The organism is Desulfovibrio mangrovi (assembly GCF_026230175.1).
In the GTDB taxonomy this organism is placed as follows: domain Bacteria; phylum Desulfobacterota; class Desulfovibrionia; order Desulfovibrionales; family Desulfovibrionaceae; genus Halodesulfovibrio; species Halodesulfovibrio mangrovi.
Genome location: NZ_CP104208.1, coordinates 478,513 through 499,534 on the forward strand (window position 1 = coordinate 478,513; position 21,022 = coordinate 499,534).

The window sequence follows — 21,022 nt, forward strand, 5'->3', positions numbered from 1 at the left end:
CTGCATAATGATAGCCTGTGTTATTTCTTGCGAGCTCTCATGTACGCGGCAATGCCCATCAGGCCGAAGATGTATCCGATGCCGCCCATGATGTCCTGCACGGTCGGGCCATGCTGCGCTTCTTCGGCAAGCTGGCGGCGGATGGGGGCGAGCTTCTTCTCCAGTGCGGCGTCCACAGCCTGCGTGACAATCTGTCGGAGTTCATCTGCGTTGACGTTGGAGCTTGCCGGAGCGGACGCGGGAGCTGCGTCTTCCATGAAGGGAGGCATGTCGCCGTCAGAGTCTGAAGCCGCCTGCGGTGCTGCGGAGCTGGCAGAGCCGGGTGTCGCGTCTGCATAATCGGAAGCGGCAATGAGCCATGTGTTGGCGTGGCCTTCGCCCGCACTCAGCGAAACCAGAATGTCCGGTTTGCGGCTCAGGACGTCGGCAGGGAGCGTGAAGCTCCAGATTCCTTCCGTATTGGTGTCGCCTTCCGCGATGAGCACGCCGGTTCCTTTGTCAGTGGCGGTTACATGACTTTTCTGCGCTTTGTTCCCGCTGTTGAACGTGGCTTCCGTATGAATGGTTGTACCTTCCACCCAGGCAAAGATGTTCACGCGGTGGGCATGGGCGTAAGACGCTGCGAGCAGTGTCACGAGCAGGGCGCATACAGGAAGCACAAGGCGGCGGGCGGAAAGCTGAAGACTCATGAATACCTCCGGAGTGATCGTATGTTTTGCGTGTGACGGTATCTTTTTTCGTGCTACCATGCAAGGGGAAGGATGGAATATTAGATGGTTGTCTGCACTTTACTGTGGCACTTTCATAAATACCTTTACACGGAATGTCGGTTTGATTACTGTGCATTCAAACAGCTAGGGGAGCCGCTGCCATGACTCATGGTTCGGCTGAGAGTGGGCTAGGCCCAGACCCTTTGAACCTGAACCGGATGGTACCGGCGTAGGGAAGCTGCAGCAACTGATGTTGCCGTAACGCTTACCCTCTCAGGTAGGCGTTTTTTTATTGGGGTTTTTCCTTCCGGAAGACCCGATTGTGTAAGCTGGGGGAGCCTGACGCACAGAAGCAGGCTGAGAGTGGATGGTATCCAGACCCCTTGAACCTGACGCGGTTTGTACCGCCGGAGGGAAGCTGTCCGCTGGGAGCGGAGTATGGGCTTGCCTCACGGCAGGCTTTTTTTCTGCCGTGGAACGGGAGGAAAGGATGACTATTCGGGTAAACGGAGAAACGACCGAATGCGCGGATGGCCAGACCCTGCTTGAATTTTTGGAGGGCAGGGGGCTGAATGTGCGTTCCGTAGTGGTGGAGCATAACCGTTCCATCGTAATGACTGATGATCTTGGAAGCGTCCGGCTTGCCGCCGGGGACGAACTCGAAATCCTGCACTTCGTAGGAGGGGGCTAATGGAACACAGCAACAACAACGATCCTCTGGTGATCGGTGGCGTCGAGCTTCAGAGCAGACTGTTCACCGGTACCGGGAAATACGGCTCTGATACGGTCATCCCCGATGTGTGTCGCGCTTCCGGTTCGCAGGTCATTACCGTGGCCCTGAGAAGGGTGGATATGAACGCCGCTGCGGGGAATGTGATGCAGCACATTCCTAAGCATATGCAGCTCCTGCCCAACACTTCCGGCGCGCGCGATGCCGAAGAGGCGGTTCGCATCGCCCGGCTGGCTCGCGCCGCCGGATGTGGCAACTGGATTAAGATCGAAGTTATTTCCGACAACCGGTATCTGTTGCCCGACGGTTATCAGACCGCCCGTGCAACCGAGATTCTGGCCAAGGAAGGCTTCGTGGTGCTGCCGTACATGAATCCGGACCTGTATGTGGCCCGCGACCTCGTGAACGCCGGCGCTGCGGCAGTCATGCCTCTTGGTGCCCCCATCGGCACCAACCGTGGCATCCGTACCCGCGAGATGATCGGCATTCTCATTGAGGAATTCGATGTACCCATCGTGGTGGATGCGGGCATCGGTAAGCCTTCCGAAGCCTGCGACGCCATGGAGATGGGCGTAGATGCCTGTCTCGTGAATACCGCCATTGCCACTGCGGGCGATCCCGTGATCATGGCGGAAGCCTTCGGCGCTGCCGTGCGCGCAGGCCGTCAGGCGTTTCTTGCCAAGGCGGGACCGGTGTTGACCGGCGCGGCCTCGGCCTCTTCACCGTTAACCGGTTTTCTCGGGGAATAAGCAATGTCGTTTGCACAGGTCATGGAACAGTATGCCGGTAAGGACATTGCCGGCATGATGGATCGGGTAACCGTGGCGGATGTGCAACGGACTCTTTCGCGCCGGACGCTGTCCGCCGAAGATTATCTCGTGCTGCTGTCTCCGGCAGCGGCGGGGCAGCTTGAAGCCATGGCACAGCGGGCCAACCAGTTGACGGTTCAGCATTTCGGCAGGACTATCCAGCTGTTCACGCCCATGTACATCTCCAACTTCTGCACCAACCAGTGTGTGTACTGCGGGTTCAATACCCGCAACACCATACGCCGTACCAAACTGGATGACGCGCAGATTCGCAGGGAAGGGGAAGTCATTGAGGCAACGGGGTTGAAGCAACTGCTTCTTCTGACCGGCGAGGCTCCCAAGATCGCATCTGTGGAATACATAGGCCACGCTGCAAAGTTGTTGCGCGACTTGTTTCCCTCCATCGGTGTGGAAGTGTTCGCCCTGACGCAGGATGAGTATGAATATCTCATATCCTGTGGCGTGGACAGCATGACCCTGTTTCAGGAGACCTACAACGCGGCGCTGTATCCCTCGCTGCACCCTGCAGGCCCCAAGAGCGATTATCGGTTCCGGCTGGATGCGCCGGAGCGGGCATGCAAAGCGGGCATGCGCGTGGTCAACATCGGCGCATTGCTCGGCCTTGACGTCTGGCGCAAGGATGCCTTCTTTACTGGCTTGCATGCGCATTACCTGCAGTTCGCGTACCCCCAGACGGACATTGCCATTTCCTTCCCGCGCATGCGTCCCCATGCAGGCGAATTCCAGCCCGAATCCATCGTCAGCGACAGGGAGCTGGTGCAGATCATGCTTGCCCAGCGGATTTTCCTGCCTCGTTGCGGTATCACCATTTCCACCCGCGAAGCGCCTTCCTTCCGCGACAACCTTATTCCCCTTGGCGTGACGCGCATGTCTGCAGGCGTGACAACGGCTGTGGGCGGGCATACCAGCGAGGAAGAGGAAGTGGGGCAGTTCGAGATTTCCGATCCGCGCAGTGTGGACGAGATGTGTGCGGCCATCCGTGCGCGCGGGTACCAACCCGTATTCAAGGACTGGGAACCGCTGGAAGATGCAGCGGTGGCCGGTTAGCTGGTAGTCTGCATGTCCGATCAGGCAGCCGGAACAGACATCAAGGCATGTGCCCCGAAAGCGGATGAGCGCGGGGCAGTTCAGAATGCCGGGGGCGATTTCATGGAAGAGTCAGTTCAGGAATCCACGCTTCAGGCCGGATTGCGGCGCTATCTTTCCGCGTCGCAGTTGGAACGGCTTGGCTCTGCGACCGTGGGGATAGCCGGTGCCGGAGGGCTCGGGTCCAACTGCGCCATGATGCTTGCCCGTTCCGGCGTTCGACATTTCGTCATTGCCGATCATGATTCCATTGAACCTTCCAATCTCAATCGCCAGTTCTTTTTTGCCGACCAGACCGGACGTTCCAAGGTGGCTGCGCTCAGGGATAATCTGCAGGCCATTGATCCGGAGATTCGAGTCGTCGTCCACCGCCTTGAACTGACTGAAGACAACGTGTCGGACGTCTTTGCCGAATGCTCCATCGTGGTGGAGGCGTTGGACGGTGTGGACGGCAAGAAGATGCTGGCCGAGGCGTTCATGGGACGCAAGGATTTCTTTGTTTCGGCATCCGGCATGGCCGGATGGGGCGGGCCGGACATGCGTACGCGACGCGTTCGTGATGTCGCAGCTTTTGTGGGTGATTTTGTCAGTGACATAGCAGCAATGCCGCCCATGGCACCGCGTGTGACCATGGTCGCGGCCATGCAGGCGGATGCCGTGCTTGCTCATATTCTCGGGTCATGCAGGTCCGAATAGCAATTCGTAGTAGTTTTTCAGGAGGTTGCCGTGCAGCGCATTCTCGATACCGATATTTACGCTCTGACCGATGAAGGGCTTTCCGCGGGGCGGTCCACCATTGAGGTGGTTGACGCCATGCTCAAGGCGGGCATCAAGGTTCTGCAATACCGCGAGAAGGATAAGAAGGCTGGGGCCATGCTTGAAGAATGTGTCGTACTTCGCCGTATGACCCGCGAGGCCGGATGTACCTTCATTGTGAACGACCATGTGGATATTGCCATGCTCGTAGATGCCGACGGCGTGCACGTGGGGCAGGAGGACATTCCGGTCGAGGATGTGCGTCGCTTGATCGGTCCCGGCAAGATCATCGGTCTTTCAACCCATTCGCCCGAGCAATGTCGCGACGCCATAGCCAGAGGTGCGGACTACATCGGCGTGGGGCCCATTTTTGCCACCAAGACCAAGAAGGATGTCTGCGCTCCTGTAGGATATGACTACCTTGAGTATGTCGTGAACAACCATGACGTTCCGCATGTGGCCATAGGCGGGATCAAGCTGCATAACGTGGCGGATGTTGTCCGGCATGGCGCCCGATGCTGTGCGCTTGTTTCCGAGATTGTCGGCGCTGCGGATATTGGTGCCATGGTCGCAAGGTTGCGGGCTGAGATTGCATCGGCCCGGTAGTGACTGAGGGCTGGGTTTTACATTTCTTTACAATATAGATTGTTGTGTTGATGTGGAACGAGGCACAATCACTTTATGTGATTGTGCCTTTTCTTTCGGTGTGTTGCAGGTGTTGTTCTGCTGGGTTTTGCACTGCGGTAGGGCAGTATTACTGCAAAAGTAATGTGTTGCACTTTATATCGGTTTTGCGTATTTCCCTTGCCGGACAAACCAATTTGTGTTTGAGCGCACAAGGATAACCACCCGATACGTGTATTGGGGTGTTATCAATAGTTTTGAAAAAAAATGAGACGTGTGCCGTTATATAGTCGGGATAGGAATATGAAGCGTGGTGTTCTTGTGTATTGCTTGATGGCGTTGTGCCTGCTGGGGGTGGGCAAAGCTAATGCGGGCAATGATCTTGTAGTGCGGGGCGTTATCAGAATAGGCTTCAGCGAATTGCCTCCAATGCGGATGGGGAACGAACCGGGGGAAGAGCGGGGTGTTGAAACAGAATTTCTCCGTGAACTGTGCCGGAGAATGAATCTGGAGCCGGAGTTCGTCCACGCGCCGTTTATCAGAAACCTCAAGTCCATGGAGGATGGCCGGATCGATCTTATGATCGGTGTGCTGCGCAGACCGGAGCGTGAATCCTATATGCACTATCTCCAGCCAGCCTACTCTTCCGGAGCGCGGTATGTATTCTGCGTGCGTGCAGGAATGGAAAATATGCTGCAACGTTATGGGGATTTGCAGGGCAAGATTGTGGGCGTTTCCAATGGTGCACGCTACTTCCCGAGGTTTGATGAAGACACGACTCTTAACAAGTATGCCGTGCTCAGCATTCGCCAGAATATCGAGAAGCTTATGAAAAACAGAGTGGATGCCTTTATTGGTGAGGAAACGGCCGTACGCTTTTACTTGAAGCGGGAGAGGGTGGAAGAGAGCATTCGTTTCGCGCAGTATCGGTTTGAACAGCCGCAGGATGCATTCATAACCTTGTCCAAACACTCACAGCATGCGCACAGGCTCGGTGAATTTTCCCGACATCTTGCAATGATGAGGAAAGAAGGCGTGTTGGCGGAGCTTTTTCAGGACTTTTGGGGGCAGTTGCAAGAGGATGGAAACGCGTTGTAACGCTCTGGTTTCTTTTGTGTTGATTGTGGGCCGGATCATGGGGAGGTTTGGCCTGCTTTATGTGTAACGGAGTGATTTTTTATGAAGGTTTGGGTGCGGATTTTTTTTGTCTCGTTGTTTTTCGTTTGGTTGCACGGGGCGGCATGGGCCGATGTAATCAAGGTTGCATATACGGAATTTGCGCCGTACCGCATGACCCGCGATGATGGAACCAAGTACGGCATAGATATCGATTTTTTGGACGAACTCGCTTCGCGTCTCGGTGTTTCTGTTGAGTATGTTGGCTCCCCCTTTGAGCGTGGTCTGGATAGAATGCAGACTGGCTCCATTGATATGATGATAGGGATGTTGCGTCAGGCAGACCGGGAATCCTTCATGTATTTTGTGGAACCGGCGTATAAAAAAGCTGCTGCGAAGGCTTTCTACACTCTGGCCGGAGAAGGAAAGTCCATTACGGGATACGAGGAGCTTTACGGAAAAACCGTGGGAGTCATCGGCGGAGTCAGTTATTTTCCCCGGTTTGATTCCGATCCTTGTATACGGAAAGAGAAAGTCGTTTCCTTTGAGCAGAATTTGAAAAAGCTGCTGAACAGCCGGGTAGATGTGCTCATTCAGACTGAAGTGGTGGGGGACTACGTTATCTCCAGACATCCGGAAGGAGGACGCATTGTGAAGGCTCCTTTCCGGTACGATGAATCGCGTGAAGTGTTTCTGACAATATCACGCAACTCTCCGCTTTTTGAAAGGCGCAAGCGGGTTGCCGAGGTGGTGAAGCAGATGTTGGCGGAAGGGTATTGGGAGACCTGTCTGCGCCGTTACATGGATCAGGGGGGCAAGCCCGGCATGACTGTCCTGTTTGCGGAATAGGCAATGTTAGGTTGAAATGAAAAAGGCCGCCCCGGGGGCGGCCTTTCTTTATTGTCAGGGACTCGCTGATTACCAGGGAGTGGTGGGGAACTGGCTGCCCAGCTGGGTGTCCAGCATGGCCTTTGCCGTTTCGCGAACCACGGTGCAGTGGTAGTCGCGCTTGTCGGCGGAGCCGATCTTGGGCAGCAGGTTGATGCTGAAACGTACGGAATGGGCAGCAATGTCTACCATGGCGAAGAACAGCACGGTCAGGGAGCAGAAGTGCTTCCAGAAGTACATCTGTTCGCTTCTGGTGCGTGCGCGAACAACGCTTTCGCCGTACAGGGAGAAATCTGCGGGTTCGCTTTTCATGGCGAACTTGTCCACTACCTTGGCGCTGGCCTGGGGAACAAAGGACACCTTCCAGACAGGGTTCAGCGATTTGTGGGCGCGGCGGCACAGGTCCATGTCGGCGTAGCCGCCGAAGAAGCGTTCATCCAGCTTGCCGATGTTGCAGAGCAGAGCCTTGCGCACAACGGCAAAGGCGAACGTTACTGCGGCAACTTCCTTGGGCTGGGTTGCCTTGCCCTTGCAACGGCAGGGAATGCCGAAAGCGGAAACGATCTTGGAAACGCAACCGGGCAGACGGCGTGCACCCTTGAGGCCGAAGCCTTTCTGGTCCACGATACGGCCGCCGGCAATGCCGCAGCTGGTGTTGGTTTCCATGTAGTCGAGCAGTCGGCGTGCGGAACCGGCTTCCAGTGCTACCTGCGGGGCGACGAAGAACACCAGGTCGCCGGAGGATGCCTGAATGGCCTGGTTGGCAGCGGCGGCATAACCCTTGTCGCCGGTGTTACGGATGAGGGTGATTTCAGAGCAGGCGCTCTTGGCTGCTTCCGGAGTCTGGTCGGATGAGGCGTTGTCCACCACGATGATTTCGCTTTCAACGCCGAGAGGAGCAAGGTCGGTAGCCGTTTCATGAACGGATTCAAGGCAGCTTCCGATGAACTTCTTCACATTCTTTGCAACGATGACAAAAGAGATTTTCATTGTCTGATTTTCCTTGATTAGCTTTTCACCAGCCCCACACTGCCGGCGATAGGCGTTATGGCATCAATGGCGATTTGAAAGAACACTCCCAGTTCCATATCGAGTTTTTCACATTCCCTGATGCGGTCTCTGTTTACACTCGCCGCAAACGCCTTGTCCTTCATCTTCTTTTTGAGGCTCTTTGGCTCCATGCCGTTCATGCCTTCAGGGCGGACAAGGGCGTTGGTGCAGACCAGTCCCGTCGCGCTTTCTGCGCAACGCAGAGCATAATCGAGACGGGTTGTCGGCATGTGATTGGTGTATTCGGAGTTGTGGGCACGGATGGCGGAAAGCGCTTCCTCGGGCAGTGCGTCGTTCAGCAGTTCCATGGCCAGCAACCCGTGTTGTTCCGGGGTGTCCTTGGTGCGGGGAAAGTCGATGTCATGCAGCAGGCCGGTGAGGCCCCAGATATCTGCATCTTCCTTCAGTTCGACAGCCAGATGGCGCATGACGGCTTCCGAGGTCAGCGCGTGGTACACCAGATGTTGTTCCGGCTGCAGACTCAACAATAGTTGGTAGGCTTCATCACGAGTGATCATCAACATCTCCAGATCGGCCGGAGCTTGAGTACCGGCCTGTGAAAGTTTTCTCATAATCTCGATCGTCGCAGATGACAACCATATATTCGCTTTGTTGACACAGCTCTCATAAAAGTCGAAAAGAAGGGGTTGTTTGCATGAATGATAAATTGCCGGAGAGTATTTTCTTTGGCGTGCCATATATCCAGCTACTGCCCTGTGCGGCAAAAAGAGAAGGCCGATGGGATCTATTCTTGGTATTAAGTTCCGTGAATACGGACAGATATATTATTTTGAAAAAAGTGATTTCGAGGTTGCCATCGGCGACAAGGTGATCGTCAAGACTGATCAGGGACAGGGGCTCGGTACCATTGTCTCCATCCGTGACGATGTGCCGGAAGATGCCGAAACCGAAGAAATCAAGCCTGTCCATCGTCTCGCGGTAAGCGAGGACTTTGAACGGGATCAGGAAAATGAACTGCTTGCGCGCGAGGCGCGTCAGTTTTGCGTGGACTGCATCCGTTCCCGCGATCTTGAGATGAAGCTGGTGGACGTTGAAGTCTACTTTGATCGCAGCAAAATCGTCTTTTATTTCACCGCTCCCGCCCGTATCGATTTCCGCGAATTGGTCAAGGATCTGGTCAAGAACTACCGTACCCGTATTGAACTGCGTCAGATCGGCGTGCGCCATGAGACCCAGATGATCGGGGCTGTGGGCAACTGCGGTATGGTGTGCTGTTGCCGTCAGTTCCTGCGTACCTTTGCGCCGGTGACCATCAAGATGGCCAAGGAACAGAACCTGTTCCTGAACCCTGCGAAGATATCCGGCATATGCGGCCGTCTCTTGTGCTGCCTTTCCTACGAGCAGGAAAACTACGAAGAATTTTACCGCGCCTGTCCCAAGCTGGGCAAGAAGTACCAGACTGCAGACGGGTCGGTTAAGGTGCTGCGCGCCAACATGTTCCGTAACAGCATTGCCGTGCTGACCGAGTCCAATGAAGAGAAGGAAATTCCTCTGGAAGATTGGGAACAGCTCAAGCCCTCCCGTCCGGATCAGGCCAAGCAGGATCAGGCCCGTGCCGCAGCGAAGCGCGCTGCTCGGGAAGCCGAGCGTGCGGCTGAAGAGGCTGCTGAAGGCGAAGGACAGGATTCTTCTGAAAAAGGGGCTGGTGATGTAGTGGCTGCGCCTGGCATTGCAGCCGCAGCAGCGGATGCGGCCAGCGGGCCCGAAGCCGGTTCCGGGAGCGCGGCAGCGGCTATCCCCCCGGTTGTTCCCCATGAAACCGTTGCCGGACCTGCTGAGGCAGGTGTTCAGGGTAGCGCGGAAGAGGGGGCTGCCGAGCCCGCTTCTTCAGGCGAAGCGGCACAGACGGCTCAGCAGGCCCCTGCAGCAGAAGTTCCTGCTCAGGCAGCGTCTGACAACACTGCGCCGCAGAGTGCTGCATCGGAAGGTAAAGCCCCGGAGAAGCCTGCAAAGGACGCGCGCCTTGCCCCCCTGCGCAAGCCGGTGAAGAGCGCAGATCCCGCAGCCAGAAAGACCAGCAGGGGCCGCCGCAAGCGTAAACGTCGTCCTTCTTCCGGTGGTGAAGACTAGCGGGCGGGATGTCGCTACGGCCTGAGGCAATGAGCGGCAGCCTGTGCCGTCATGAAATAACAGGATATTCAGAACGAGATATTCAGAACGCCCGACGGATTTCCGTCGGGCGAAGACTTGAGGAGTTATTCCGTGCAGTCCTTTTATATTACGACCCCCATTTATTATGTGAACGCCAAACCCCACCTTGGTCACGCCTATACCACCATCATTGCGGACACCATGCGCCGTTTTCATGCTGCGACAGGCAAGGAAACCTATTTCCTGACCGGAACGGACGAGCATGGTGACAAGATCGTGCAGGCTGCGGAGAAGAACGGTTGTTCGCCGCAGGAATACGTGGATTCCATCAGCGCGTTGTTCCGTGATCTCTGGCCGCACCTGAACATTTCCAATGACGACTTCATCCGCACCACGGAACCCCGCCACAAGAAGGTGGTTCAGGACGTGCTGCAGAAGGTGTATGACAGCGGCGACATCTATTTCGGCGAATACGGCGGTCACTATTGTTACGGCTGCGAACGGTTCTATCCTGAAAAGGAACTGGAAAACGGTCTGTGCCCCCAGCACCAGACCAAGCCCGAGTATATTGCCGAGAAGAACTACTTCTTCCGTATGTCCAAGTATCAGGACTGGCTGAAGCAGCACATTCTGGATAACCCGGATTTCATCCGTCCTGAACGTTACCGTAACGAAGTGCTTGCCCTGTTGGATAGCGGTGCTCTGGAAGATCTGTGCATCTCCCGTCCCAAGTCTCGCCTTGAATGGGGGATCGAGCTTCCCTTCGACAATAATTTCGTTACCTACGTGTGGTTTGACGCGCTGCTGAACTATGTGACGGCGCTGGACTGGCCCGACGGTGAAAAGTTCGGCAAGTTCTGGCCCGGTGTGCAGCATCTGGTCGCCAAGGACATTCTCAAGCCCCACGCCATCTTCTGGCCCACCATGCTCAAGGCCGCCGGTTTTGAGCCCTATAACCATCTGAACGTGCACGGCTACTGGCTGGTGCGGGACACCAAGATGTCCAAGTCCATCGGCAACGTTATCGAGCCGCTGGAAATGGTGCAGAAGTATGGTCTGGATGTGTTCCGCTACTTCCTGCTGCGCGAGATGCATTTCGGCAGCGATGCCAGCTTCTCCGAAGAGGCGTTGGTCAGCCGTCTGAACGCCGATCTTGCCAACGACCTTGGCAACCTGTTCAGCCGTGTGCTTTCCATGAACACCAAGTATTTCGGCGGCGTCATTCCTGCTCCTGCGGAGTACCTGCAGGATGATATGGATATCCGCGAGCTGGCCGTGAACGCCATGCGTAACTACCAGCAGCTGTTCGAGAACGTGCGTTTCTCCAATGGTCTTGAGTCGCTGTGGGAGCTGGTGCGGGCCCTGAACAAGTACGTGGATACCTGCCAGCCATGGACCCTGTTCAAGGAAGGCAATCTGGAGCGTCTCGGCACCGTGATGTACACCCTGCTGGAGTGCATGCGTAAGGTGGCTGTCCATCTGTGGCCCGTCATGCCCGACTCTTCCGACAAGCTGGTGACCCAGCTGGGCATTCCTTTCGACTCCACCAAGATCAACCTGCCTGCTGAAGTGGAGAGCTGGGGTGCTTTGCCTTCGGGCATCAAACCTGCGCCCGGTTCCAACCTTTTCCCCCGCGCCGATCTTGATGCTCTGCGCAAGCAGGCGGAAGAGGGCAAGGCTACCTCTGGCAACGACCAGAAGGCCAAGGAGAAGAAGGCGGAACAGAAACCGGCTGCAGCTGCTCCCGTTGAAATTGCTCCTATCGATTTTGAAGACTTCCAGAAGGTGGATTTGCGCGTTGGTACTGTGCTGGTGGTGGAAAACCATCCCAAGGCCGATCGCCTGTACCGTGTGGAAATCGATCTGGGTGAAGAGAAGCCGCGACAGGTCTGCGCCGGTATCAAGGAATTCTTCACGCCTGACCAGCTTGTGGGCAAGCAGGTGGTTGTTGTGGCAAACCTCAAGCCCCGTATGCTGCGTGGCATTGAATCCCATGGCATGATTCTGGCCCTGAAGACTGAAGAGGGCATGCAACTGCTGACCGCAACCGGCATGGTGCCCAACGGCACCAAGGCATCCTAGGTTCTGCGGATTTCCGGAATATGAGAAGCGGCCTGTCGCAAGACAGGCCGCTTTTTTTGTGTCCAGATATGGAGGCGGCAAGGCGTATTCAGACGCGGAAGCTGATGGCCTTGGCAAACTTGCGGGCAGCAGGGGTGCGGAAGCCGATTTCCCAGAGCCTGTTCTGTGCCGCCCAGAGGTCGGGATGAGGCAGCAGAGTTCGTGCCCGCTCCACGATGGAAGCAGCTCGTTCCAGCTGCTGTTCGGCGTCCTTGGTGCCGGACGATGCGGCGCTTTCGATGAAGCGGAGCAGTCGCATGGTCAGCCAGTTGGTAATGATCTCCCGCCCGCCGCAAATGAGCAGGCCGCAGTCTGTAAGATACTTGGCAATCTGCCTGCGCTGGTTGTCAGTCAGGTTGGGGTGTTTCATGTAGGCGACAGCAAGGGCCGGAGCGTTTGCCTTCCAGTTGTGGCCGAGAGGCTGGTCGTGCTGGGCCTCCACCCACGGCTCGAACAAGGCCACGGCGTTTGCCGCATCTTCTTCATAGGCATCCAGTCGCTGTATGTTGGCGACTTCCATGGCCCGCATGGCTATGGCCTGCCGCTTGTTTCTGGGCAGGTCCGCATAGCGGAAGGTCTGGCTGAAGTTGTCCGTCCCTTGGAGCGTAATGCATGATTCGTTGATGGCCCCGGCTTTGGGGGGCGTCCATTCCCATAAGACGGGTGGGCTATCCGGTTCGTTGAACCAGCGCATGCGGGCTTCGCCGGACAGGCTGCCTCCCGCTGCGTCCGTGGGCAAGATGGTCACGGTAATGTTGGGCCATTGCACAGTATTCTTTATGTTGGGGCAGGGGAGCCGCTTCTCGGCCCAGAGCCGCAGCATGGCCTGCAGGATGATGCTGGCCTTGGTTTCGCGTCGAGGGAGCACCTGTTGCTCGAAAATGGTGCGTCCGTTTCCTTCCTCCGGTTTGTTGGACTGAGCCTTTTCCAGAACTGCGGCAAACTCCTTTTCTATTTCCGGTCCGCCTGTGGCCTTCAGGATCTCCATGGCTCTGAGCGCGTAGGTCATGCCGTTTATGGGTTCGATGCGTGAGATTTCATCAAAGAACCAAGCGCAGCTTGCATAGGCCGCAAGGGATTGCTCCTGCATGGCAAGCAGCTGCCAAGCTTTGCGCTGCTCGGCTGCTGAAAGGGCAGGAAGGAAGTACGCATCGGAAAAGGCCTCGCGGGTGGTCCCGTTTGACAGAATATCGCCATAGGCTGCCAGAGCTGTTTCAGTGTTCTTGAAGAGCGTCTTGCCTGTTTTTTCGGTGTGCATATCCACAGCACGTTTCATAAGGTCCAACGCTTCGCGCAGGGGGCCGCGCCATTCCTGATTCCACGTCGGGTGCCCCCCGTCCGTGCAGCCGCAGTTGCTTTTCCAGCGTTCCACGCCGTGGGCGCAACTCCAGGAGCTTGGTTCGTGAATGCGCACCTTGCGGGTGGGGGGATTCTGGGCGAGATACGTCGCATAGTTGGTCAGCCGGGTGTTGTCTCTGCCGGAAATTGCCTGTCCCAGCGTATAGGCCAACGCCATTTCGCCGAAGGTGAAGTGGTGACCGTAGGTTTCACCGTCCGTACAGACGGTGAGCAGGCCTGTTCCGGCCGCATGGTTCAGTTTCTGCCAGAAGGCTTCGCCGTCCTGAAGCAGGCGCTCAAAGGCTACTGCTTGCGAGATGGGGCCATTGTAGAAGAATACGGCAATGGTTTTGCCGGAAGGAAGCTCAATGTCATAGGGGATGGAGATGTCTATGGCGCCGCCGTGCACGGCCTGCCAATCGTCATCGCCTTTGTCGGCTACAAAGGACGCCTGATGCGGGGAGAGGATGGTAAAGCGTATGCCCTGACTTGCCAGCTCTTCCAGTGTGGGGATGTCTGCGGCGCATTCGGCAAGCCACATCCCTTCCGGTTCTCTGCCGAAGCGGGTGCGGAAATCGGCGCGGGCCCAGGCAATTTCCAGTTTTTTATCCTGTGCTGAAGCAAGCGGCAGAATGGTGTGGTGATAGGCTTGCGCCATGGCGTTGCCGTGCCCCCAACGTGCGCTGCTTATGCCGTCTGCCTCCAGAATGCGTCGGTAGGTTGTGGGCTCGTTCCGTTCCATCCAGGCCAGCAGGGTGGGGCCAGCGTTGAAGCTGATCCACTCGTAGCAGTTCATGATGTCCGCAATGCATCCTTCGCTGTCTATGCGTCTTGCCCATGCCAGCGGGGCATAGCTCTCACGTGTGATGCGCTGGTTCCAGTTCAGGCTCGGAGCTGCGCTGTCTTCCGGAAAGATTTCTCCCATCCAGGGATCTTCACGCGGGGGCTGATAAAAATGGCCGTGAATACAGAGCTGTCGGGGCATACCATGCTACTCCTGAAATTGGGCGGATAATAAATCATCTATATCATCTTTTTATTTGGGTGGGGAGTCATTATATCATCACAATTCGGGAATAGGCTTTGACTCGCAAAGTCGGTTTGTTTGGGGGGGCTTTATGGCAAGCAGCGCTTTTGAAGGTATGGAATACCCCATTAAGGGAGTGTTTTCGACCGATCGCGAGATGAAGATAGGATTTGGTGCCACAAAGCGTACTGTCACGCAGAGCGTTCTTGTTTTTGTGGAGCAGGATGCGGAAGGCTGTCTGTGGGGGCAGGGTATCAATGCGAATGATGTGCCTTCCGGCGACAGGTATGTCATTACTCCAGATCAGCTCCTGAACTCATATCTTCCCGACCCCGCTATCTACCATTTGCGTGTTCTGCCTGCGATCCGCGGGCTGAACAAGACCATTTCCCGGGCCGAGCGGCATCGTATGCACGGAGAACTCTATAGCGCGGAGTATGAGTTCAACAATGCCCTGCGTATTGACGAGGTCAATGTGCGGGCTACCTTCGGCCTCGGCCTTGTCTATCTGGACAGGCAGGACGCCGAAAAGGCACAGTTTGTTTTCGAGAGGCTCATACATCTGGATGCAGCCTTTGAATCTCTCCACAAACATATGTTCAATGAATTCGGCATCAAGTTGCGCAAGAATGCACTGTACGCCGAGGCATTGCGTTTCTACGGCAGAGCGTTGCAGCTTGCCGGGGAAGATGACCATCTCATGTACAATATCGCCCGATCCTTTCTGGAGTCCGGCGATAACGACGGAGCACGGAAATATATGTCCAAGGCTCTTGAATTGAACCCTGACCTGCGTGAAGCGAGAATGCTCAAGAAGTATCTTGAACAAGGCGGGGAGCTGGCTCCGCCTGAAAGTCTCTGAACGGGGCTTGAAAAAAGGACTTGTTATTCTGCTATGTTTGAGTACATTTTTCTGCAACTGAGAGTGTACTCATGATTTGTGTGGCGTTACTTTTTGAGGTGCGGAGAGCGGAGTAACCAAGGGGAGAGACATGGGGACGGCGAGTAGTGCGGCACCTGCCGGAGGGAGTTCTTTTTTCGGGAAACCGTTGAAGGGAGTTTTTTCCCATGAGCAGGCTGCGACCATTGGGCATGGCACAACCAAGCGCACGACCACGTCCTTGCAGTATGTCTATGTGATGGAAGAACAGGATGAGAAGTATTCGGTTCGCGTCATCAATGCCAACAATCTTCCCACCGGCGAAGCCGAGTTCATTTCCTTTGACCAGCTCATGCATGAGTACACACCTGAGCCGGATTTTTACCATGAGAAGGTCTTTCCGGCCATGCGCGAGCTTGGCAAGACCATTGCCCGCGGCGAACGCCATCTCAAGAACGGGGAACCCTACACCGCCGAGCTCGAGTTTCTTGCCGCCCTCAAGCTGGACGAAGACAATGTGCGCGCCACGTTCGGTCTGGGGCTTGCCTATCTGGAGCGCCAGCAGGTGGAAAAGGCCGATACGGTTTTCCAGAAGCTGGTGAAAATGCGAGCCGCATTTGAACGCGAGCACAAGCACATGTTCAACGCCTTCGGCATCAGCCTGCGCCGCAACCGGATGTTCTCCCAAGCCCTCAAATTCTACGCCCGTGCCCAGCAGCTATGCGGCGCGGACGATCACCTCATGTTCAATATGGCCCGTTGCCTGTGCGATGCAGGCGATAACGACGGTTGCTGCACCTATCTTCGCAAGGCCCTTGAACTAAATCCCAATCAGAAAGAAGCCGCAACCATGCTGCGGGCTGTTGAGAAACGAAAGGGATAATCCTTCCCCGTCTGGGTTGTTCCTCCCGGAACCCTGATGGCTCCCATGTCTGAGCTTCTGTCGAGGGAAGCCATCGGCCCGCTCGTGCACCTTGGGTTGGGCATCTTCTTTCTGGTCTATTTCGTCATCAGCTATGCGCTCACACGCATCTCGGCTGCACACGTCATACTATTCTTGAATCTGATTCCAATCCCGCTGTTGCTGTGCGGCGCTCTTCTGGCCGGAGCTCCTGAAGAGGCGTGAAGGCTTTGACGGGCGGGGCGTGCGCGGTTTTGCGCGCCCTGTGCCGGAAGCAGGCGAAGCCGTGAATGCTGTCGTGGCGTTCGTCGGCAAGGGAGGTGGGCGATGAATTGATGCGAGCGATGATTAATTGCGTTTTCGGGTAAAAGTTTTGGCAAAAATAGTGTATGCAGTTTGGTAAGGATCAAAAGTTGATGGAATGTGCTTGTTGTGCGGATGAAGCAATTGCATGTTCCGGGATGAGCGATTGTTTGAACGCATAGTAACAATATAGATAAAGTACATTCTTGTAAAAAACTTGATTCTATACTATGCATCGCGATGCTGTTTCTGTGTATTAGTGATGCTGGGGTTGCATCGTTATGCACTATTTTTCACAAACAGCGAGCACTCTTCCAGTTACTGCATTGTTTACGCACGCAGTGTATCATGGGGGTCATGATCTACAGCAGTTGCGTGACAATGCGCCCACCTTTGAAGCGGAGGAATCCATGACTTCGTATACTGTGTATATGGATCAGCTTCCGGGGCTGCTGGAGCTATGGGCCAAGGAGTTTCAGGTCCACGTTCCCGTGGAAGTAGAAGAAGGCATCTACGATTTCGTGCCATGGCGAAAGGATGAGGAAATCGCCTGGGAATACGATGTTGCCTATAACACGCTGAAGCGCTTCTTCCTTCCTCCCCGAGAGACTTTGTTGCGTTTTGATCCTGCCGCGTGCACAGCGGAAGTCGTGTGCGAGGCACCCAAACAGCTTCTGTTTGGCGTGCACCCCTATGACGTGAAGGCTGCCAACCAGCTTGATACGCTCATGCGCAAGGATGTGCCGGATAACAATTTTATCGCCAGAAAGAAGAACACCGTGATCTTCGCTCTGGAGCCTGCCGCCGTGGCGCGTAACGCTTTCTGGGCGTCCGTTGACGCGCATAAGGTGGATAACGGCTACGACCTCTACTGGACCCGCATAAGCTCTGCCTCCTTCCACGTGGAAGTTGCCACACGCAGGGGCAAGGAGCTGTTGCTTGCGGGTGGTCCTCTCGATCTTGCCACGGATGCGGACAAGGAAGCCACACGGCGGGCGCATCAGCGCATCGTCAAGGAATCGCTGCGCAACGGGTTGAAGTATCCGTGGCGTGAGACTGCGGACATACTGAGCCGTGCGTGGGATTCCACCCTGTGGCAGCACCGTGCGCGGCATTGCTTCTCGTGCGGCACCTGCAATCTGGTCTGTCCCACCTGCTACTGCTTCGACATGAAGGAGGAGCTGGACAACTCCCTGACCAAGGGAGAGCGCTACCGCGAATGGGACGGCTGCATGATGGACAGTTTCTCGCGCGTGGCGGGCGACCACAATTTCCGCCCGCATACCCGTGAGCGTTTCCGTCACCGCTATTACCGCAAGGGCAAATACATCTTCGACAAGATCGGCCAGTTGGGCTGCGTGGGCTGCGGCCGGTGCGTTTCCGGATGCACCTCGGGCATTGCCGATCCCAAGGCCGTATTCAATGAACTGTGGGAGGCAGACCGTCATGACTCCTGATACCCTGTTCCAATACGTTCCCACGCCCGCAACGCTGGTGAAGAAGGAAAAGCTCTCCGACTTCGTCACCTTGTTCACCTTCCAGCCGGACAGCGGCAGGGCGCTCATGCACAAGCCCGGCCAGTTCATCATGCTTTCCATGTACGGCGTGGGCGAGGCCCCGTTCTCGGTCAGCTCGCCGCCCAACGCCTCGGGCAGCACCTTCGAGCTTGCCGTGCGCCGCATAGGCAACGTGACCAACGCCATGCACGCCATGAAGGTGGGGCAGAAGGTCGGCATCCGCGGACCTTACGGCACCAGCTTTCCCGTGCAGGACTTCGTGGGCAAGGACACCATCTTCGTGGCGGGCGGCCTCGGCTACATTCCGCTGCGTAGTCTGCTGCACTATCAGTTGCGGCACCGCGACGAATTCGGCCGCATCATCGTCATGATCGGCTGCCGCAATCCTTCCGAGCGTATCTTCATCGACCAGATCAAGGAACTTGAAGCGCGCGACGACGTGGAAGTCTACGAAACCGTGGATTGCGGCGACGAGAGCTGGTGCGGCAACGTGGGGCTCATCACGTCCCTGCTGCCCCATGTCGAGATCGATCCGGACATCACCCACGTGGCCATGGTGGGCCCGCCCGTCATGTACAAGTTCGTGATCAAGCAATGTCAGGCGCGCGGCATCTCCCGCGAGAACATCTATGTTTCGTTGGAGCGCCACATGAAGTGCGGCATAGGCAAGTGCGGGCACTGCCAGATCAACGGGCTGAATGCCTGTGTGGAAGGGCCGGTGTTCAAGTATCACGATATTCAGACCCACCCCGAAGCCATTTAGGAGGACGCCATGCAACGGAAACCGAAAATCGCGTTCTTTGATTTTGCGGGGTGCGAGGGCGACCAGCTTCAGGTGGCGAATCTTGAGGAAACCCTGCTCGACGTGCTGGGGCATGTGGAGGTGGTGAGCTTCCGCGAGGTGATGACCGGCCATAGCGACAATTACGACATTGCGCTGGTGGAAGGTTCCATTACCCGTCCCGAGGATGAGGAGCGGCTGAAGCAGATACGCGCCAACGCCAAGATTCTGGTGGCCTTCGGGGCCTGTGCGACCATCGGCGGTGTGAACACCATGAAGAACTTCATGAGTGAGACCATGTATCGCCGTCAGGTCTATGGCGACAACGCCCGCTGTTACGACACCTATGCGGCGCGGCCGCTTTCCGCCGTGGTGAAGGTGGACGCCGAGATTCACGGCTGCCCCATCGACCGTAACGAGTTTCTGCGCATCACCAAGGACCTACTCATCGGCAAGCGTCCCTTCGTGCCGGATTATCCCGTCTGCGCGGAATGCAAGCAGGTTGGCAACATCTGTCGCTACGATCTGGGCCAGTTGTGTCTGGGCATGATCACCCGCGCGGGCTGCGGCGCATGCTGCATCACCGAAGGCGCGCATTGCTGGGGCTGTCGCGGGCTTGCGCCCATGGCGAACCTTGATGCCGCCCGCTACGTGATGGAGGAGCGCGCCGGTTACAGCCGTTCCGAAGTGCAGGACCTGCTGCGCATATTCCTCAGCCATACCACCGCGCCCCTGTAGGCGGCGGGAGGAGATACGATGAGCGCCAAGAAAGTGAAGACAACCGAACCCAAGGCTGCCGCGCCCGTGGCCACCTGTGCCTCGTGCACGGACCCGGCGCTGGCTGCGGAGGCTGAGGGTAAGAAGACCATACGCGTGCACCACGTGACGCGCGTGGAAGGGCACGGCAACATCGTCGTGGTGATCGGCGAGAACAACGCGGTGGAGACCGTGCGCTGGGAAGTGCCGGAAGCCCCCCGTTTCTTCGAGGCCATTCTGCAGGGCCGCAGCTACAAGGACGTGCATCAGATCGTGTCGCGCATCTGCGGCATCTGTTCCATCGGCCATCAGCTGTCGTCGTTGCAGGCCACGGAAGACGCTATGAACATCCGCATATCCACCCAGACGGTCACGCTGCGCAAGCTTGCCATCCATGCGGAGAACCTGCAGAGCCATCTGCTGCATCTGGCCTATCTCGTCCTGCCGGACCTGATGGGCGTGAATTCCGTGATTCCGCTGGCGGAGACGCACAAGCCGCAGCTCGTGGGGCTCATCGGCCTGCGCCGTCTGGCCAACGAGTTCTCGCGCATCATCTGCGGGCGTACCACGCACCCGCAGCGCATGGTGCCGGGCGGCTTTACCAAGCTGCCCACGGAAGAGGAGCTGCTGCAGCTCATGCAGTCCTTCCGCGACAGCGTTCCCGGATTCAAGGAAGCCGCCAACCTGTTCGCCTCCCTTGCGGGCAAGTTCCCCGACTTCAAGCGCGAGACCGAATATGTGGGCCTTGTGTCGCCCTCCGAATACGCCCTGTATCGCGGCGAGGTGGGCTCAACGGACGACAGCCGCAAGCCTGCCAGCTTCTATAAGGACGTGACGCAGGAATACTGCGTGCCGCAGTCCACGGCCAAGTGGACCAGGAACAAGCGTGATTCCTTCATGGTGGGCGCGTTGTCCCGCTACAAGCTGAACCACACGCACCTGAAGCCGCTGGCGCAGGACGTGGCCAAGCTTGTGGGACTGACCCCCAAGACCGTGAACCCCTTCCATAACAATCTTGCGCAGTTGGTGGAGTGTGTGCATTCCGTGGAGGATTCCATGGAGTTGATAGACAACCTGCTCACCAACGGCATCAAGCGTGAAAAGGCCCCCGTTATCCGTCCCCGTGCGGGGCGCGGTGTGGGGGCCGTGGAAGTGCCGCGCGGCATTCTGTTCCACAGCTACGAATACGACGCCAAGGGCCGCATGGTAGAGGCGGATTGCGTTATCCCCACCAACATGAACCACGCCAATATCCAGAAAGATCTGGAAGGGCTGGTGCCCATGATTGCGGACAAGTCCGAAGCGGAGATAGAGCTGATCACCTCCATGCTGGTTCGTGCGTACGACCCGTGCATTTCGTGCTCCACCCATTGTCTGGACATTACCCCCAATCAGGAAAGCAAGCCGGATAGGGGAGTGAGGTTTGTGTATAAGGGGCGGTAGGTGAGAGTTGGGAAGTGTAGGAAGAGATAAGAGAAGAAATGAAGAAGCCCGCA

At 56.7% G+C, this 21,022-nt stretch carries 20 protein-coding genes and 2 riboswitches; of the genes, 16 read left to right on the forward strand and 4 right to left on the reverse strand.

Annotation, left to right across the window (positions count from 1 at the left end; translation table 11 throughout):
* Positions 1-20: 20 nt before the first annotated feature.
* Entirely contained in the window at positions 21-689 is a 669-nt protein-coding gene (locus N1030_RS02245; RefSeq protein ID WP_265827400.1) for a hypothetical protein, read from the reverse strand.
* Positions 690-846: 157 nt separating this feature from the next.
* Positions 847-963: riboswitch (TPP riboswitch) on the forward strand.
* A gap of 68 nt (positions 964-1,031) precedes the next feature.
* A riboswitch (TPP riboswitch) is annotated at positions 1,032-1,143 on the forward strand.
* 57 nt (positions 1,144-1,200) lie between these two features.
* On the opposite strand from N1030_RS02245, the gene thiS reads away from it, so the two are divergent.
* From thiS to N1030_RS02280, 7 genes are all read left to right on the forward strand, one after another.
* Positions 1,201-1,401 carry a sulfur carrier protein ThiS gene (gene thiS, locus N1030_RS02250; protein WP_265827401.1) on the forward strand — a complete coding sequence of 67 codons (201 nt, stop codon included), beginning with the start codon at positions 1,201-1,203 and terminating at the stop codon, positions 1,399-1,401.
* On the forward strand, positions 1,401-2,189 hold the full coding sequence (locus N1030_RS02255; RefSeq protein ID WP_265827402.1) for a thiazole synthase: 789 nt from the start codon (positions 1,401-1,403) through the stop codon (positions 2,187-2,189). The genes thiS and N1030_RS02255 overlap by 1 nt, the downstream gene beginning before the upstream one ends.
* Before the next feature lie 3 nt (positions 2,190-2,192).
* The gene (gene thiH, locus N1030_RS02260; RefSeq protein WP_265827403.1) at positions 2,193-3,317 is read left to right on the forward strand and encodes a 2-iminoacetate synthase ThiH; all 1,125 of its coding nucleotides are present in this window, start codon (positions 2,193-2,195) and stop codon (positions 3,315-3,317) included.
* 12 nt (positions 3,318-3,329) lie between these two features.
* Positions 3,330-4,052: a sulfur carrier protein ThiS adenylyltransferase ThiF gene (thiF, locus tag N1030_RS02265; RefSeq protein WP_265827404.1), complete on the forward strand. Its 723-nt coding sequence runs from the start codon at positions 3,330-3,332 to the stop codon at positions 4,050-4,052.
* A 30-nt stretch (positions 4,053-4,082) separates the two neighbouring features.
* Positions 4,083-4,718, forward strand: a complete 636-nt coding sequence (gene thiE / locus N1030_RS02270) for a thiamine phosphate synthase (protein ID WP_265827405.1) — start codon at positions 4,083-4,085, stop codon at positions 4,716-4,718.
* A 321-nt stretch (positions 4,719-5,039) separates the two neighbouring features.
* Positions 5,040-5,834: a substrate-binding periplasmic protein gene (locus N1030_RS02275; protein ID WP_265827406.1), complete on the forward strand. Its 795-nt coding sequence runs from the start codon at positions 5,040-5,042 to the stop codon at positions 5,832-5,834.
* Between the two features lie 81 nt (positions 5,835-5,915).
* Positions 5,916-6,701, forward strand: a complete 786-nt coding sequence (locus N1030_RS02280) for a substrate-binding periplasmic protein (RefSeq protein ID WP_265827407.1) — start codon at positions 5,916-5,918, stop codon at positions 6,699-6,701.
* Between the two features lie 69 nt (positions 6,702-6,770).
* On the opposite strand, the gene N1030_RS02285 is transcribed toward N1030_RS02280, so the two are convergent.
* The gene (locus N1030_RS02285) at positions 6,771-7,730 is read right to left on the reverse strand and encodes a glycosyltransferase (protein WP_265827408.1); all 960 of its coding nucleotides are present in this window, start codon (positions 7,728-7,730) and stop codon (positions 6,771-6,773) included.
* A gap of 17 nt (positions 7,731-7,747) precedes the next feature.
* Positions 7,748-8,308, reverse strand: coding sequence for an HDIG domain-containing metalloprotein (locus N1030_RS02290; RefSeq protein ID WP_265827409.1), 561 nt, complete (start codon positions 8,306-8,308; stop codon positions 7,748-7,750).
* A gap of 220 nt (positions 8,309-8,528) precedes the next feature.
* Between N1030_RS02290 and N1030_RS02295 the strand changes: the two genes are divergently transcribed.
* Positions 8,529-9,881: a PSP1 domain-containing protein gene (locus tag N1030_RS02295; RefSeq protein WP_265827410.1), complete on the forward strand. Its 1,353-nt coding sequence runs from the start codon at positions 8,529-8,531 to the stop codon at positions 9,879-9,881.
* A gap of 132 nt (positions 9,882-10,013) precedes the next feature.
* The gene (gene metG / locus N1030_RS02300; RefSeq protein ID WP_265827411.1) at positions 10,014-11,984 is read left to right on the forward strand and encodes a methionine--tRNA ligase; all 1,971 of its coding nucleotides are present in this window, start codon (positions 10,014-10,016) and stop codon (positions 11,982-11,984) included.
* An 88-nt stretch (positions 11,985-12,072) separates the two neighbouring features.
* Here metG and N1030_RS02305 read toward each other — a convergent pair whose 3' ends face one another.
* Positions 12,073-14,346, reverse strand: a complete 2,274-nt coding sequence (locus N1030_RS02305; protein ID WP_265827412.1) for a DUF3536 domain-containing protein — start codon at positions 14,344-14,346, stop codon at positions 12,073-12,075.
* A 133-nt stretch (positions 14,347-14,479) separates the two neighbouring features.
* Here N1030_RS02305 and N1030_RS02310 point away from each other — a divergent pair, with 133 nt between their 5' ends.
* The 7 genes from N1030_RS02310 to N1030_RS02340 all read left to right on the forward strand — a co-directional run bounded on the left by N1030_RS02310 (position 14,480) and on the right by N1030_RS02340 (position 20,969).
* Positions 14,480-15,250: a tetratricopeptide repeat protein gene (locus tag N1030_RS02310; protein ID WP_265827413.1), complete on the forward strand. Its 771-nt coding sequence runs from the start codon at positions 14,480-14,482 to the stop codon at positions 15,248-15,250.
* Positions 15,251-15,437: 187 nt separating this feature from the next.
* Positions 15,438-16,151, forward strand: a complete 714-nt coding sequence (locus tag N1030_RS02315) for a tetratricopeptide repeat protein (RefSeq protein ID WP_265827414.1) — start codon at positions 15,438-15,440, stop codon at positions 16,149-16,151.
* Between the two features lie 36 nt (positions 16,152-16,187).
* Positions 16,188-16,394 carry a hypothetical protein gene (locus N1030_RS02320; protein WP_265827415.1) on the forward strand — a complete coding sequence of 69 codons (207 nt, stop codon included), beginning with the start codon at positions 16,188-16,190 and terminating at the stop codon, positions 16,392-16,394.
* A gap of 488 nt (positions 16,395-16,882) precedes the next feature.
* Complete coding sequence (locus N1030_RS02325) at positions 16,883-17,929, forward strand: 4Fe-4S dicluster domain-containing protein (protein WP_265827416.1); 1,047 nt, start codon at positions 16,883-16,885, stop codon at positions 17,927-17,929.
* Entirely contained in the window at positions 17,919-18,752 is an 834-nt protein-coding gene (locus N1030_RS02330; protein WP_265827417.1) for an FAD/NAD(P)-binding protein, read from the forward strand. The genes N1030_RS02325 and N1030_RS02330 overlap by 11 nt, the downstream gene beginning before the upstream one ends.
* A 9-nt stretch (positions 18,753-18,761) precedes the next feature.
* Positions 18,762-19,508, forward strand: a complete 747-nt coding sequence (locus N1030_RS02335) for an NADH-quinone oxidoreductase subunit B family protein (RefSeq protein WP_265827418.1) — start codon at positions 18,762-18,764, stop codon at positions 19,506-19,508.
* A gap of 18 nt (positions 19,509-19,526) precedes the next feature.
* The gene (locus N1030_RS02340; RefSeq protein ID WP_265827420.1) at positions 19,527-20,969 is read left to right on the forward strand and encodes a Ni/Fe hydrogenase subunit alpha; all 1,443 of its coding nucleotides are present in this window, start codon (positions 19,527-19,529) and stop codon (positions 20,967-20,969) included.
* Positions 20,970-21,022 lie beyond the last annotated feature (53 nt).